The organism is Leptospiraceae bacterium (assembly GCA_016708435.1).
Lineage (GTDB): Bacteria > Spirochaetota > Leptospiria > Leptospirales > Leptospiraceae > UBA2033.
The window spans coordinates 62,765-78,163 of record JADJFV010000004.1 but is presented as its reverse complement, the minus strand read 5'-3'; the positions used below and the strand labels follow the sequence as shown (position 1 = coordinate 78,163).

The window sequence follows — 15,399 nt, the reverse complement described above, 5'->3', positions numbered from 1 at the left end:
CAACAAGGAAAGAAACCCCCCCCCTTGGGGAGAAATTTTTTTTGAATTTGGAATTTAGGGAATTTTTTTTAGAAAGAATTTAATCAAATTATGAAAGAATTAAATATTCCAGAAATAGAGAGTGCGAAGTTTCTGGAACGGATAATCGGATGTTACTCCGAATCGCATCGAGACTATCACAACTTGCGTCATATTCGTGAAATGCTCGAATGTCTAAATCTATATAAAACGGCTATTAGTGATTACCCGATACTTTATGTATCTTGTCTTTACCATGACATAGTCTATGACACACACGCTCAGGACAACGAAGAAAAAAGTGCAGAGTATTTGGAGAAAGACTTTCATGACTATCTATCGAAAGAAGAGATTACAAAATGTAAGGATTTAATCTTAGGAACAAAGAAGCACCAATTTCTGCAAAATAATTTTGATCATAAAATCTTTTTGGATTCTGATTTACTTATTCTAGGAAGGGAGCGAAATCGTTATATAGAATACATGGATAGCATTCGTAAAGAATATGAATGGGTAGAGCGCGAATTCTACAAACAAGAAAGAGCAAAGGTATTACAGAAATTCCTAGAGCGTGAGAGAATTTATTTTACTGATGAAGTGTTCCATGCATACGAGAAGCAGGCAAGGGAAAATATCAAATTTGAAATAGAAATGTATTTTCAAAAATAGGTGAGTATTCAAGATAGCAAAGAAAAACAAAAATAGGAATCATTTATGGCAAGAGCATTAAAAAATATTTTAGTAACCGGTGGTGCAGGATTTATCGGGGCAAACTTCATTCACTACTTAGCAAAGATTGGATTTAAAGGACATGTATTAAATCTAGACTCGCTGACTTATGCAGGTGATTTAAACAATTTAGTTGGTATTGAAGATAAACTAAATTATGAATTCATGCGAGGCGATATTCGCGATAAAGATTATTTGAATTTTGTTTTTACCAAAAATGAAATTGATACAGTAGTTCACTTTGCAGCAGAAAGCCATGTTGATAATTCAATATCAGGACCTAGAATTTTTGCAGAAACTAACGTCATGGGAACATTCGAACTATTAACCGCTGCTCGCACTTATTGGCAAAAAGACGGTAAATACAAAGAAGGCGTTCACTTTCATCATATATCAACAGATGAGGTATACGGCTCATTAGGCGAAACTGGATTTTTTACAGAGACTACTCCCTATGATCCATCGTCTCCCTATTCTGCTTCTAAAGCAGCATCCGATCATTTTGTAAATGCATTTCATAGAACCTTTGGAATGCCAATTACAATGTCGAATTGTTCTAACAATTACGGTCCTTTTCAAAACAGAGAAAAACTCATTCCCTTAATGATTACAAATGCGATTAACGGGCGTAACCTTCCTGTTTATGGTGACGGAAAGAATGTGCGAGATTGGTTGTATGTAGAAGACCATTGCGATGCGATTTGGACTATATTACAAAAGGGCGAAAACGGTCGTTCTTACAATGTAGGGGGTAATAACGAGTGGGCGAATATCAACATCGTAAAGAAAATCTGCGAAGTTTTAGGCAAACTCACTCCAAAACCCGTAACCGAATACGAAAAGTTAATCAACTATGTAACAGACCGTCCGGGTCATGATAGACGTTATGCGATTGATGCTACCCGTATTCAAAAAGAGCTAGGTTGGTTTCCTAAAGAGACTTTCGAAACAGGAATCGAAAAGACTGTTCAGTTTTATTTAGGCTAATAGTTTTAAATACTACGATTACGCAGAATTAACCGCTTAGTCAGTAGTCTTGCAAGAAAGACTCCGTAGTATGGATACTTCTTTACCATATCAATAAAACCACTTCTTGATATGGGAAGAAGTTGCGCTTTAGTAAGAGCTTTTACTGTGCCTGTGCGTTTGTTGTGATGGAGAAAAGACATTTCTCCAACGAACATATCTTCGGGGGTAAGAACGGCTATACGGTGATTGTCTTTTATGTATACTCCCATTTTGCCCGTAAGTATATAATAGAAGTAATCACTCTCAGAGCCAGCTTCAAATAAAACATCGTCTGGATTTAAAAAAACAATTTCACCCGTAGTGAATTGCATCAAATGACTTGCTCTACGTTTGATTTCGTTGTTGTTATAGAAAATAAGACGAACCATATTTCCTTTGTCATTGTATTGCATTTCATCGGCAAAGTTTTTAGTCATTAAGATACCACGACCGTGAACGGCAAAAATATTTTCTTCACTTCTTGGACTAGGAATAGAGTTTATTTCAAAACCAAGTCCTTCATCACGAACTGTAAATGTCGCCTGATCGTTGTTAATCTCATAGCAAATAGTAACACGCTTGTCTTTGTTTTCAGGAAGAGCAGCTCGCTCATCGATTGCGGCATACATATCCATGCTATCGACTAGAATCTTTGATTTCATTTCAAAGCCTACACCACAGTTGCCGTGCTCGATTGCATTCGTAATCATCTCGTGAAGAGAAAGAGAAATTCGAGAGAAAGCTTCATAATTTCTAAAACCGGCAGCATAGCAGATACTCATAATTAGGTTCGCTACTTTCGGAACTACACGCAAATTGTTTTTGATTTTAATCTTACCTTTTTTGCGTGTAATATTTTCCAAAAGGAATTGCTCTGATTCAAACAATTCTAAGTTAGAAGTTACAATTTTCAGAATAGTCGGAACCTTCACTCTAATTTCGTTGGTTGTCATAAAATCAATTACACCAATGTTTAAGAGTTTTAAAATTTCTGCCTCTGTGAGTTTATCAGCAATCACTACGATAACAGTTCCATGTAGCCAGGGATCATTGTGAATTTGCGCCACTATCTTACATAGTAATTCAAAGTCATTCGTATATTCAATTACAAAGAGGCGTGATGTGATTTGTCCATAGGTTAAATAGTCTAACGCATTGTTAAATTCGTAAAAAACCTTTGGATGAAACGAACGGATGTTATCCTCTGCTTGATTCGATGCGGATACTATTTCGTCAATTGTCTCCGGCGTGCTTGCAAAAACGCTAAAGGATATTTTTTCTTTTTTAGTATTCATTGGTTTCGTAATTAATCTAAGACCTATTGTAGCACCCTCAAAATTTTCTTTCGAGTGACTCTACGTTATTGAGATTCCCGACAGAAAATTTCGGGAATGACAAGTATGTTCCCTAATTAATTTCATTGAATTGGAAGTTCTAAAAAATGTCAAGTAAGCAAAATTACTTTGCCGACTGATTTGCCTGATTTGAAATAATGGAGTGCGTCAAGCGCATTAGCAAAGGGAAATGTTTTTCCAATGAGCGGTGGACTTAGTTGCATTTCTAGAATCTTTTCTAGCATGAGACTTAATTCTTCTATTTTGTCCCATAACCAGATTAGATTAAAAGCAAGCAATGATTTATTACTCGAAATCATAGAGAGTGGATCAATCTTAGGGCGAGTTAAATATTGATAACCAAGCTTAAAGATATTTGGAGAATCTGATTCAGGAGCAAAGTTTGCAGAGCCATAAACTACAATTCTTCCTGCAGGCGCAAGAGACTTGAAACTATCTTCGAATATTTTTCCGCCAATGCATTCTAATACTAGATTTAAAATTCTACCTTTTAGTTTGTCCTGCAAGTTTTTGTAAAAATTTTTATCGCGGACAATATAATCATCATAGCCTTCTTTCTGCAAAGTCTCAATTTTATTAGCATTCCCAATACTGCCAATCGTGTAGGCTTTGTATTTCTTTGCGATTCTATTTGCATAAATTCCTACTCCTCCAGCGGCACTGTGAATAAGAACTGTATTCCCCTCTTGTAAATTTCCTAGAGGGAAAAGCGCATAATAGGCAGTAAGCGATTGAGCAATAAATCCCGCTCCTTCTGCATAAGACCAGGTAGAAGGAAGATTGTAAATATAAGCAGAGCCGATATTTAAATGAGTTGCATATCCTCCAAAGCGGGTTACACCCATTATCTTGTCGCCAATATTAAAACGAGTAACATTTTTCCCAAGCTTTACTACATTGCCCGAAAATTCCAATCCGGGAACAAAGCTTCCTTTTGGAGTTGCGCTGTATAAACCAACGAGAGCAAATACATCGGCAAAGTTTAATCCAACTGCTTTTACTTCTATAGTTACTTCGTCGTCTTTTGGATCAGGCAGGTCTTCCGTGATTAATTTTAAATCATCGAGAGAGCCTGCCTTGTGCGTTCTATGAACAAGCCTGTTCATTTTTTCTTTTTAGAAGCGGGTTTCTTTTTTGCTACTGGCTTTTCTTCTGTAGTTGCTTTTTGCGTCAAATCAGAATTAGCCTTCTTCTTAGTGGTAGGCTTTTTCTTTGGTGACTTTTTCTTAGCTGCAGTTTCTTCTAGCTTAGCTTTTAAGTCTTCTTTTAGATTTAAATCTATTTTCACTGGAGTTGCTACATCGGAAGCATCATCATCTAATTCTTTGTCCAAATCTATTGGCGCATCTTTCATAGTTTCCAGCTTTTCTTTCATTTCTTCTTTGACATGCAAATCTACATTCGTAGGTAATTCCACTGGAGTATCATCGTCAGATACAGTATCCAAATCAATCGGAGCATCCTTCACGATTTCCAATTTATCTTTTACATCTTCTTTGTAGTTTGTATCTACGTCTTGAACCTTACTGTCTATTGCTTCAATCGGAGAATCAGTAGTAGCCGCATCAAGATCAATTGTATCTTCTTCCGGCTCTTCCTCTACAGCTTTTTCCTCAGTGGATGTATCGATGTTTAATCCAACACTAACCTCTTGAGTCTCTTCCTCTTTCTTAGGAGCATAAACTAGTGCCAGCATAGAAGGTAATAGAGTAAGTGCAACTAAAAGAGAAGATCCAATTCCTATACTAGCAGTAACGCCAACTGAGTGTAATCCTCTATGCTCGGCAATCAACAATACACCCCAACCTACTAATGTAGTTAGAGTGGATGCAATAATTGCAGGTCCGACTCTTGAGATAGTTTTTCCTACGTTGCGCTCTTCCATAAAGCGATAGTAGATATAGATTCCATTTTGAATTCCGTATCCAATTACAATCGGGAATACTAGAACGTTAAAGAAGTTAATCTTCGATCCAAATATTCCCATGATGCCAAGCATTACCGCAAGACCAACAACGAGAGGGAATAAAGAGAGGATAGCAGGAATTAGCCCACGATAGAATGTAACTAAAATCACAAGCACGATTAAAAGAGTAAACCCGACAGCAGGATAGGCTTCCCCTCTCACAATCATCGCAAGCTTAGCGAATAATATCACACTACCCGCTGTATAGGCAGTTTCTTTAAAGCTTCTCATCTGCACAATAGATTCGAACGGACGTTTTTCTACGAGCAACTGAGCGGTTAATGGCAATATATTCATCTTCATCAACTCTTCTTTGGAAGCGGAGTTTACAATTTTTAGAATTGTTGCCTCTTCTTCGGAAGTGTATTTACCAATTACATGGTCTTCGCTATTTTTATCTAAATCAATATCAGTTGAATAGAGAATAGCGTTTAATGTGCGTTTACTAATTAAAGGATAATCAAACTTAGCCACATTGTTATAAAAGCTTTCCAAATCCTTACCATGCCAGAGAGCAACCTTTGGATAAATAAAAAGCATATGTCCTTTGATTTTACTCGTTGGCACTTCGGTAAATTGCTTTGTGAATAGATCAGGAACATCTGCATAAGAAAAATCTTTTACACCTAAGTATTTATCAACTGTAGGCAAATGCTTCTTATGCTCTTCTTTTAGCATACTCGGCTTCATATACTTGAGGTCATTTTTGATTTGTCTTAATATATGTAGATTTTCTCTTTGTTGATTTTCGGGAGGGATGATATTCCAAATAGAAACAACTTGGTCTACTGAGTTCGCCATCTCTTCTGGGACAGGAGTGAAGAAATCAAATACAGCCTCACTCTTTTCCAATGTATCTGTTACAATCGCTTGCGGATCAGAGCTAACGTCAAACCTATCTCCAATCTCATCGTAAATCAAAAGCGATTCCTGATTTTCTAAAAGTAAGTCACGCCCACTGTAATTGAATTTAACAGTAGGGGCAAATGCTGATATACCCAAAATAATTACTGCACTTACAATGAGAACGCGTTTAGGTTTTACAAAAAATCTATGAGCGAAGTTTGATTCTTCACTCTCTCTTTGATTCATGTAAAAATATCTTTTGAGAGAAGGTGCAAGTCGAAAGATAATCGCAATCTGTAGGGCTGTAACAAAATACATAGAGATTGCAATGATGATAATTCCATAACAAGCAATTAAGCCAAACTCGCTAAATCCTTTGAAGTCAGAGAACATCAAAACGATAAAAGCAGAAGTCGTCGTGAGTGCTGAAATTAGAGAAGCAATTCCTGTGTGGTAAATCGTTTCTGTAACAGATGTCATGAAGTCATCACGAAGTGTAAACTCTTCCCTGAAACGATACAAGAATTGAATACCATAATCAATCCCTAGTCCCATGAGCACTGCCGCCATGATGGTAGTGACAGTGTTTAGCCGCCCGATGACAAGACCCGTAACTCCAAATGTAATTGTAATACCGGTTAACAGCGATATAACCAGGACAAATATAAATAGTGGATTTCGAAAGAAAACAAAAAGTAAAATAGTAATACCAACAAGAGAAGCAATTGAAATTGGTTTTAATGCATCTACTAAACTATCATAATCATCCAAGTTGAGCTTGTAAGATCCACTATAGGCAACATGAATTCCCTTTTCTTCAAGCTTCATATCAGCGACTACTTTTTTAATTTTCACTTCCAAGTTACGCGTAAAGTTCAAATCTAAGAAAGAGCCTTCCGGTTTCACAAGCAGAAGCAACATCCCCTTATCCGGTGCGATGTTATAAGCATCAAATACATCTCGCTTAGCAAGTCGTTGGTATTTAGCAAGAATATCATCAAAGGTCGGATTGTATTCTTCACCAGTTAAGTTAATGTAAAACGGATTTAATTTTTCTATCTCTTCATCAATCTTACGTTTGATACGACTGCGGGCTTCGCGCATATCGTGTGATTTGATATACATAGGAAGCCGGTCTTTTAAAAAAGTAGTATCGTATTTATAAGAAATATAACGAATGTCTTTATCTTTTAATAACTCCGCAGTGAGCTTGTCCGCATAACGCTTGATTTTGCGCTCATTCTTAGTGTAGTATTCAAGATTGTCTTGCTTGATCTTATCTGCTTCTGCCATTTCAGAGGCAAAGAGTTCCATATTGCCTTTTTTCTTGGCGTCTACGGCGGATAATATCTTTTTGTCTCTACCTTTTTCATCTTTGATTTTCATGGCAACGATATAAAAACCGTTTCCACCAATCATCTCGATGACCTCTTTGGTTTTAACAACTTCAATACCATTTGAAGGAAGTAGATCAATCTGATTGCTATTGATACTAAGTTTAAAGGACTGATGAACTGAAAGCCCAATGATAATTGCTAAAGCAAACAACGTAAAAAACGGACGCAATAAAAAAATATGAGAGAGAATTGAGATTATATTTTTCATTTTTATTTAGAAGCTTTTTTTATCAAAGCGATCAATTCCTTCATTCCCTTTTTTTCATAGGTTGGCTCTATTTGTTTTACACGGTTTACTTCAGAAGCAAGCTTTCCTTCTGCGAGTAGGAAATCACTAACCAAAAACTTTCCATTTGTTTCTGTAAATATCCAGGAGAAGGTAATTTTTTCTGAACCTTTGTAAAGAATGGAAGCGGGTAATTCTGCTTCTTTGCTTTTTACTTTTGCTTTTTCGTAATTGATATCAATCTTGTCGAAGTATTGAAGCGCGATAGGAAAGGATTTATGCTTGATATATTCTTTCATGGCTTCTTCGAATTCCAATTGGTCTTTGGGATCAATTTTATCCCAGTGATTTAAAAGAAGATTTTTAGAAAAAGTCTTCGTGTCAATGAGTGCTATTGCTTGATCGTTCTTTTTGAAGCGTATAAAGCCAACTAATTTCTTAGCAGTAGGAAGAATGGTGCTTTCATCTGCAAATAAGACAGAAGAAGTAAGAAAACAAAACAGAAGGGAAAGGGAAAAAAGCTTTTTAGACATAAATTACCTCGGTTAAAAGATAGACTTATCGAATAACATGTAAGGTCAATCTTGTTTTTTTAGGAAAAAATGGATTGCTATACACCAAATTGCAGTCCCTATTGCGGTTCATATAGCGGTCTATCTATAGTCTCAAAAATTTCAGACTATATTTGAACTGCAACTTGAACCGCAAGATGAACTGCAAGGAGGTGTATGGTTAGTTTATTGGAGGAAAAAAAAATTGACATGCATATGCATTTAGATGCAGGATATAGAATCATGAGAACTACAATCGAGATACCTGATCTTCTGCGAAAAGAATTAATTTTGGAAGCTGCCGAGAATAACCAAAAAGGATTTTCAGAAATTGTAGTCTATGCACTCGATGAATACTTCAAGAAAGAAGATTTCGGGGCTAACAGTAATTAAGCCTTACAAGAAATAAGCAATCCTACCTGCCTAACGCATTTTTTGAAAATTGAAACTTAGTATTACTTTTGACGCTAAGTATAATCCTTTAACCTATGCAGATTTTTTAATGAAAGGTCTTGACATTTTCCTAAATCGAAAAAAATACAATAGAGAAAAGAGGGTAAAAAAATGAGTGCACAGAAAAAAACAGATTCTAGTGAGGGAAAGTTTAAATATATACTAGGAGCTATATTATTTATTGGAGGCGGATTATTTACAACTATTTTACAGGTTACAGAATTATATCATAGACTAGATCCGATTGGAATATCTCCTTTCAAATTAACTCCTCCTGTTTGGTTCATGGTAGTCGGTGGTATAATGCTTGTGGGACTAACGTTAGTCAAGATGTGGAATACATTTAGAGGGAAATAATAAATCAATTTGTAGAGATGCGATCATAGAGTCCTTCCCAAAATTAGAGTATACCTTAATACTGAGAAATGCATATTGTAGAATATGCAATCAATTTTTAGCATAAAAATTTACTTTTCTGGTTAAATTTTTTATCTTTACAAATCTTATCCAATTGATAAGATTGTTTTGTGATTTTATCATTCAACGATAAAGACAGTGAAAAAATCTGGAACTCAGAATTTACAAAAAGATTTCCAATTGAAATACAAAAGAAAGCAAAGATGAAATTAGAGCTTCTTAATGCCGCAAAAAAAGTAGAAGAATTAAGAATACCGCCTTCTAATCGCTTGCATGTATTGCTTGGAGATAGAAAGGGACAGCAAAGTATTTCTGTAAACGACCAATTTAGAATTTGCTTTACTTGGGAAAACGGAAACGCATATAATGTTGAAGTCGTTGATTATCACTAGGTTGCTATTATGAAAAAGAAATTAAATCCAGAATTAAACATTCATCCAGGAGAAATTCTAAAAAAAGAATTCTTAGAAGAATTAAATATTTCTGCGAGAACTTTATGTTTAGAAACGGGAATTCCTGAATCGAATCTGAGTCAGATTTTGAAAGGCAAACGCGATGTTACCGCTCATATATCTTTGTTACTGGGGAAATTTTTCGGATTAAACGATGTCTTTTTTCTTACGATACAAAATCATTATGATATCACAAAGGAAAAAATGATTCATGATGTAAGACTCTCTAAAATTCGTCCTTATCATAAATTGGTTCGTTTCTTTGGTTCGAATAAAAAGGCAAGTGTTGCGGCAAGAAAAAGGACTTGAAAGGAAAATGCTAAGCTTTTAAAGTAGACGTAAAGGAAGAATAAGACTATGGTTCGACAAATATTAACGCCTTGGAGTAATGTGGTTACTCTTAATTTACCCGATAGCTTTATTGGAAAGACAATTGAAATTTTAGCTTTCGATATTTACGAGAAAGAAAATTCTTCTACTCAAGATTTAAAAAAGGAAATAGAAATTTTTTATAACTCGATTAAAATTAATATGAAAGGATTCAAATTTAATCGGGAAGAGATCAATGAGCGAGAATAAAATTTTCATTGATTCAAATGTATTCCTCTATTCACTGTGCGATGACTCTTTTAAAAAATCCTTAGCTTTAAGTTATCTTAAGAAAAGCTATATTACAAGCATTCAAGTTGTAAATGAAAACATCAATGTATGCTTAAAAAAACTTAAATTGCCTAAAGACATTTCCTTTCAGCATGGTCAAAATATTTTACAAAGTTGCGATGTAAAATTAATCACTAAATCCTCAATAGAGTTAGCCTGTAAAATTTCTTTAGAATATAATTATTCTTATTGGGATAGTTTGATTATTGCAGTAGCTTTAGAAAATGACTGCAATTACTTATATTCAGAAGATATGCAAGATGGGCAAATTATAAGTAGTCAACTCACAATACAGAATCCTTTTAAATGAAATTTTCCTCTTGACATCGGATTGATTTTTTGAAGAATTTCGGGGCATGTTTGGAATAAATAGAATATTTGGCAATCACCGTGGTCGTCGTAGGGAATGGTCGCGACCGTTCCCTACGATATCGTTATATATAATTGTCCTTCTCCTCGCATCATTGCCATTAGCCGCACTCGACACAATCGACATCAATTCCTGTAATCCAAATTGTGTAATTGGAAAGAATTTGGAAATATTAGAGGATAAGACCAATTTGCTTACGATTGAGGATATACATGGGATGGACACAGCGCATAACGATTGTTATGATATGACCCAAAAAAACGCAAACGGTATAGACACACGTAAAGACGCGATTAATCGCGTCTCTACAATGACGAAAACGGATTCAATGAACGACACAACCAATCCCTGTTGGAAAAAAAGCGAATCAGACAAACCAAACTTTGGATTTTCCTCATCTGCGTATTGGGTAAGATTCAAAGTTGAGAATAAGAAGGATAAGCCGGTAAAGTATTTTTTGGAATTGGATTATGTGCTAATGGATTATGCTTATTTATTTTTTGAAGAAGGTGGAGAGATAAAAGAAACTATTTTAGGAGATATGATTCCATTTTCAAAAAGCGAACAATTTCAAATAGAAATCCAATCTTTGAAATAAAAATATCCTTCTGAGCAAATAAATTTTTATATGAAATTTTCATCACAAGGGACAATATTATTTCCATTAAGTATTTGGGAACAACGACCTTTTTACCAGAATGATCATAATATTCAAATGTATTATGGTTTGTATTTTGGAATTTTCATCGTTATGATTTTATATAATTTATTTCTATATATTTCTATCAGAGATACAGCTTACATTTATTATGTTATTTATTTAGTCGGTGGCTTTTATTCTATGATGTCAATTAATGGATTTGTTCTAGAATATTTATTTCCAAACTCACCAAAATTCGTAAATTCATCCATGTTATTCGGAATAGGTTTTGCTTTAATTGGAGCTATTCTTTTTAGTCAAACTTTCTTAATGACAAAAATTAATTTACCAACAATAGATAAATTCCTGAAATTAATGCTGATAACGTATTTGCTGACCATCATTGGGTCATTTCTTTTTCCATTCCGAATTATGGTCAAAATTGAAATGTTTGACATTATTTCATTCAATTTTTTAAATGCTATATACAGGAGTAATATCTTTATTCAAAGGGTTAAGGTCAGCTAGATTTTATTTATTAGGATGGACATTTGCTTTGCTTGGAGTGTTTATTTTTAGTGCCAAAACTTTCGGATTTCTTCCAAATAATTTTTGGACTGTTCATGGTTTCGAATTTGGTGGGGCACTTGAAATAATTTTATTCTCCCTCGCCCTAGCCGACCGCATCAATATTCTCAAAAAAGAAAAAGAAGAATCTCAAAAAGCGCTAATAGCCGAACAAGAAGAATCCATTGCAACACAGAAAGAGTTAATTCACTCTTATGCCCGCTTCGTCCCAGAACAACTCTTAACCTTCCTCGGAAAAGACATTATTACAAAAGTAGGACTTGGTGATTCTGTGCAGAAGGATATGACGATTTTGTTTTCCGACATACGGGCATTTACCTCTATTTCGGAAACTTTGAGTCCGAGTGAGAACTTTGGATTTATCAATTCGTATTTGGAGACGATGGGACCGATCATTCGTAAGCACAATGGGTTTATAGATAAATACATTGGAGACGCAATCATGGCTTTGTTTCCGCAGAAGCCATCGGACGCGATTGATGCTTCGATTGAAATGCTAGAAGAATTGTATAAACTAAACGTTAAGCGTAAGACTAAAGGCTTTGCTTCTATTTCGATTGGAATTGGAATTCATACCGGAAGTCAGATGCTTGGAATCATTGGCGAGAAAGAGCGCATGGAAGGAACTGTCATTTCCGATGTTGTAAATACTGCGTCCCGATTGGAAGGGTTAACCAAGGCTTACTCTACTGCACTTCTTATTAGCGAGGATGTATTAGCCGGAGTAGCGGATAAGAGCAAATACGAATATCGTTTTCTAGATACCGTCAAAGTAAAAGGCAAGAACAAAGCAGTTCGCATTTTAGAAATTCTAAACGGGGTTTCTCCTCGTATCCGCGAATTGAAATTACAAACCAAGCCTGATTTTGAAGCGGGAATTGATTTGTATAATCACAAGAAATTTAAAGACTCTATTAAAAAAATGAAATCTGTTCTAAAAAAAGATTCGAAGGACAAAGCCGCCGAGCTTTACATCGAGCGATGTAATTTTTATTTGAAGAATGGAATTGATCCCAACTGGGATGGAATTGAGAAGTTAGATTTTAAGTGACTACCCTGTCACCTCGAACAGCTTTATCGTGAGAGGTCTATAAAGCTTAAAACTATCGTTTTATTGCCAGATAGATTTCTCACATTCGTTCGAAATGACAGTCGTAGGGGCTGTTCGAGGTGACAGTAAAAAACATTTTTTTTGATTGCCTACAATCTTTCTTTCGAAATTCTAACAAGAGGAAAATAAAAACCAAATGCTATTTCGATTTAAAAAAATCTTCCTTTGCTTATTCATTCTAATTCCAGATATCATTTTCTCGGACGAACTCTTAGAAAGAAGAGAGGCTTATATCTTAACAAAGTCTTCCTGGTTAGAAGTAAAAGCGCAAGAAAAAAAAGCATTGCAAGAATCTAAAAATGAAAAGCGCAAAATTATAAAAGAAACATCTCGCAAAATTAAATCCTCCGGATTTATTTCCGTTAGACATGTAGCGCCTAACGGTGAAATATTTGTAAATGGACTTTACAATCTTATTATCTCCAATGAATTCAAAGGTAAAACAGTTTATCAAATAGACGATGAACCAGAGCAAATTCTTTCCGAGAACTCTTTTCTTTTGCGAGAAGGTAATCATACAATTACTTACAAACTATTTGATGAAAATGGAGTTCTTAAAGACCAAAAGAAAGAGAATGTCTACTTAGACTTAACCGCACCGGATGTAATCGCACAATTAGAAGGCATTTACTTTGAGAGAAATTCTTTTTATTATTATAAACCCGGTGTCAAACTTTTCTTACAGGTAAAAGACAAAGACTCAGGTGTTGACGAAATATTCTTGAGCTTAAATAAAAAAGGCTATCTTCCAATGGCTAAGATGGATAAGCCAGTAGATAGCCCCGGTCCCAAAGAAATCAAGATATTAGCAACGGATAAGGTATCCAATTTATCCCAAGAGGTATATCTCCGTTATACAGTTGACTCAGAACCTCCTAGTGTGGATGTAGAACTAAATTCTATTCCAGAACTTCAATCCGAAAAAGGACTTCTCTGTGATAGAGAAATATCTATTCGCCTGAATGCATTTGATCTAGGCTCTGGTGTATCTAAGATTGAATTTAGAAAGCGAGGTCAAAAAGAATGGAGAACTTACAGAGATTATCCGCTTGTTCCTAGATACAAAAAAAAAGTCTCTCTTGAATATAGAGCCATTGACAATCTAGGAAATGAATCTCCCATCAAATATTTTAAGTGTAAGGTAAAAAATGAACCCACACCTATTCCTGAAGAATAATATTCTACTGATATTAGTTTCCCTTTTCATTCTGCTGGCTAATTCTAATTTTGCGGTAGAACAAAAGAATCCAATTGGGTTTCCTACCTTTGCAATTTACACAAATAAGATTCCTGTCTATGCAACTCTGTCGGGTAGCTTTACACTTCATCCAGAAAGGGAAACGAATAAAGCAGAGACCTATTTTAAAGACTTGAAACAATCCAAGAATATTGGCTCAGGCACTTCTTATCTCACTGTCAAATTTGAAGATAAAGTATTCAAATTTCATGAATTGACAAATATTAAATCAGAGTGGAATATAGAAGATAGCTCCATTATCATCTCCGGACAAATACCATTAGCCGACGTTGAAATTTTTATGGTATTAAAAAATAAAAAGAATCGGGATGGCTCTTTTTTTGTTACCTACGGTGCTATCAATAGAACCAATCGAATTGTTGATATTGGCTTTAGAAGTCTAATTGATGTTGGCACTGAGGCTAATGATGGAATACCGCTAAAGGTTTGCACCGACAACACGAACGAAAAGGAGATTTATTCCAATGAATTCAAGTTCACTCCCTTCAATAGCGGTTACTGGGAAACATACGAATCAGACACTGATTCTAGCATTGGCATTCGAAATCACTTAATCGGACAGGGCAATACTCCACCCGATCAAATTGCATTTGTAAATTGGGAAAGAGCTTTTGCCACTGACTGGAAATACTTTACCAATAAGCATGTTATTACTTCTTCTGACTCGGCAGTTCTCCTCTGGTGGAATCCACAACCAGTCAAGCAAGGAGAGCGCAGAGAAGTATCCACTGAATACGAGATTAAAAGAAAAAAGGATAGAATTTCTTTTGACTTAATAGAGCCGGAAACAGGCAGTGGAAGACTTCATTTGAAAGCTACGAATAATACCAATTCCCCCAAAGAAGTATCTTATCAATTAGATGCCGGCAATAACGCATTTCTTTCGTTAAATTACGATAATCCGTTCACCTTTCTTTTAGATAAGAACTCTTCCTTAGACAAAATCATTCCAATCACTTTGCATGGAAAAGGAAGTGTCAATCTTATCGTTAAAGAAAAAAATGGTAAGCTTGAGACTAATCACAATTTACCAGTAAATCTTGCCAAAGAAAACAGAGACCAAAGTCCGAAATTTTGGAAATCCTCTAAATATCCTATCATATACAATTCCGATAAAGACGGACTCAAATTAAAAGGCGTTCTTCGCGCCAAAGACTCCGGCAAAAAACTAGGAGAGACTGATCTTATATCAGTTAAATCTATTCAAAATAGTTTCGTTTATTTGGGTGAGGTAGACCTAAAGGAATTCAGTGGTGAAGTATTAGTTGAAATATTCAAGCAATAGCTATCATTGCATTATGGAGTAAATAAATTTCTTTTTCAAAAAAAATTGCTTGAATTAATAAAAATAATG

At 35.2% G+C, this 15,399-nt stretch carries 17 protein-coding genes; 13 read left to right on the top strand and 4 right to left on the bottom strand.

What is annotated here, in order from left to right; genetic code table 11:
• Positions 1-90 precede the first annotated feature (90 nt).
• Both IPH52_08585 and rfbB read left to right on the top strand, forming a co-directional pair.
• The gene (locus tag IPH52_08585; GenBank protein MBK7055096.1) at positions 91-687 is read left to right on the top strand and encodes a hypothetical protein; all 597 of its coding nucleotides are present in this window, start codon (positions 91-93) and stop codon (positions 685-687) included.
• A gap of 45 nt (positions 688-732) precedes the next feature.
• Positions 733-1,734: a dTDP-glucose 4,6-dehydratase gene (gene rfbB, locus IPH52_08580; GenBank protein MBK7055095.1), complete on the top strand. Its 1,002-nt coding sequence runs from the start codon at positions 733-735 to the stop codon at positions 1,732-1,734.
• Positions 1,735-1,739: 5 nt separating this feature from the next.
• Here rfbB and IPH52_08575 read toward each other — a convergent pair whose 3' ends face one another.
• The 4 genes from IPH52_08575 to IPH52_08560 form a co-directional block, all read right to left on the bottom strand.
• Complete coding sequence (locus tag IPH52_08575; protein MBK7055094.1) at positions 1,740-3,050, bottom strand: ATP-binding protein; 1,311 nt, start codon at positions 3,048-3,050, stop codon at positions 1,740-1,742.
• 149 nt (positions 3,051-3,199) lie between these two features.
• Positions 3,200-4,216, bottom strand: coding sequence for a zinc-binding dehydrogenase (locus IPH52_08570; GenBank protein ID MBK7055093.1), 1,017 nt, complete (start codon positions 4,214-4,216; stop codon positions 3,200-3,202).
• Complete coding sequence (locus IPH52_08565) at positions 4,213-7,527, bottom strand: MMPL family transporter (GenBank protein ID MBK7055092.1); 3,315 nt, start codon at positions 7,525-7,527, stop codon at positions 4,213-4,215. Before IPH52_08565 ends, IPH52_08570 begins: the two co-directional genes overlap by 4 nt.
• Before the next feature lie 2 nt (positions 7,528-7,529).
• Entirely contained in the window at positions 7,530-8,078 is a 549-nt protein-coding gene (locus IPH52_08560; protein MBK7055091.1) for an ABC transporter substrate-binding protein, read from the bottom strand.
• 195 nt (positions 8,079-8,273) lie between these two features.
• On the opposite strand from IPH52_08560, the gene IPH52_08555 reads away from it, so the two are divergent.
• From IPH52_08555 to IPH52_08505, 11 genes are all read left to right on the top strand, one after another.
• Positions 8,274-8,489, top strand: a complete 216-nt coding sequence (locus tag IPH52_08555; GenBank protein ID MBK7055090.1) for a hypothetical protein — start codon at positions 8,274-8,276, stop codon at positions 8,487-8,489.
• Between the two features lie 171 nt (positions 8,490-8,660).
• Complete coding sequence (locus IPH52_08550; protein ID MBK7055089.1) at positions 8,661-8,906, top strand: hypothetical protein; 246 nt, start codon at positions 8,661-8,663, stop codon at positions 8,904-8,906.
• A 170-nt stretch (positions 8,907-9,076) separates the two neighbouring features.
• Positions 9,077-9,358, top strand: a complete 282-nt coding sequence (locus IPH52_08545) for a type II toxin-antitoxin system RelE/ParE family toxin (GenBank protein MBK7055088.1) — start codon at positions 9,077-9,079, stop codon at positions 9,356-9,358.
• Positions 9,359-9,367: 9 nt separating this feature from the next.
• Positions 9,368-9,727 (top strand): HigA family addiction module antidote protein, encoded by a 360-nt coding sequence (locus IPH52_08540; protein ID MBK7055087.1) that lies wholly within the window; start codon positions 9,368-9,370, stop codon positions 9,725-9,727.
• 48 nt (positions 9,728-9,775) lie between these two features.
• A complete protein-coding gene (locus IPH52_08535; protein ID MBK7055086.1) occupies positions 9,776-9,997 on the top strand; it encodes a hypothetical protein in 222 nt (73 codons plus the stop codon).
• Complete coding sequence (locus IPH52_08530; GenBank protein ID MBK7055085.1) at positions 9,984-10,388, top strand: PIN domain-containing protein; 405 nt, start codon at positions 9,984-9,986, stop codon at positions 10,386-10,388. Before IPH52_08535 ends, IPH52_08530 begins: the two co-directional genes overlap by 14 nt.
• Before the next feature lie 46 nt (positions 10,389-10,434).
• Entirely contained in the window at positions 10,435-11,046 is a 612-nt protein-coding gene (locus IPH52_08525; protein ID MBK7055084.1) for a hypothetical protein, read from the top strand.
• A 30-nt stretch (positions 11,047-11,076) separates the two neighbouring features.
• Positions 11,077-11,616 (top strand): 7TM-DISM domain-containing protein, encoded by a 540-nt coding sequence (locus IPH52_08520; protein ID MBK7055083.1) that lies wholly within the window; start codon positions 11,077-11,079, stop codon positions 11,614-11,616.
• Positions 11,567-12,727 (top strand): adenylate/guanylate cyclase domain-containing protein, encoded by a 1,161-nt coding sequence (locus IPH52_08515; GenBank protein MBK7055082.1) that lies wholly within the window; start codon positions 11,567-11,569, stop codon positions 12,725-12,727. Before IPH52_08520 ends, IPH52_08515 begins: the two co-directional genes overlap by 50 nt.
• 196 nt (positions 12,728-12,923) lie before the next feature.
• The gene (locus IPH52_08510) at positions 12,924-13,964 is read left to right on the top strand and encodes a hypothetical protein (GenBank protein ID MBK7055081.1); all 1,041 of its coding nucleotides are present in this window, start codon (positions 12,924-12,926) and stop codon (positions 13,962-13,964) included.
• A complete protein-coding gene (locus IPH52_08505; protein ID MBK7055080.1) occupies positions 13,936-15,330 on the top strand; it encodes a hypothetical protein in 1,395 nt (464 codons plus the stop codon). Before IPH52_08510 ends, IPH52_08505 begins: the two co-directional genes overlap by 29 nt.
• The last annotated feature ends 69 nt before the right edge of the window (positions 15,331-15,399 follow it).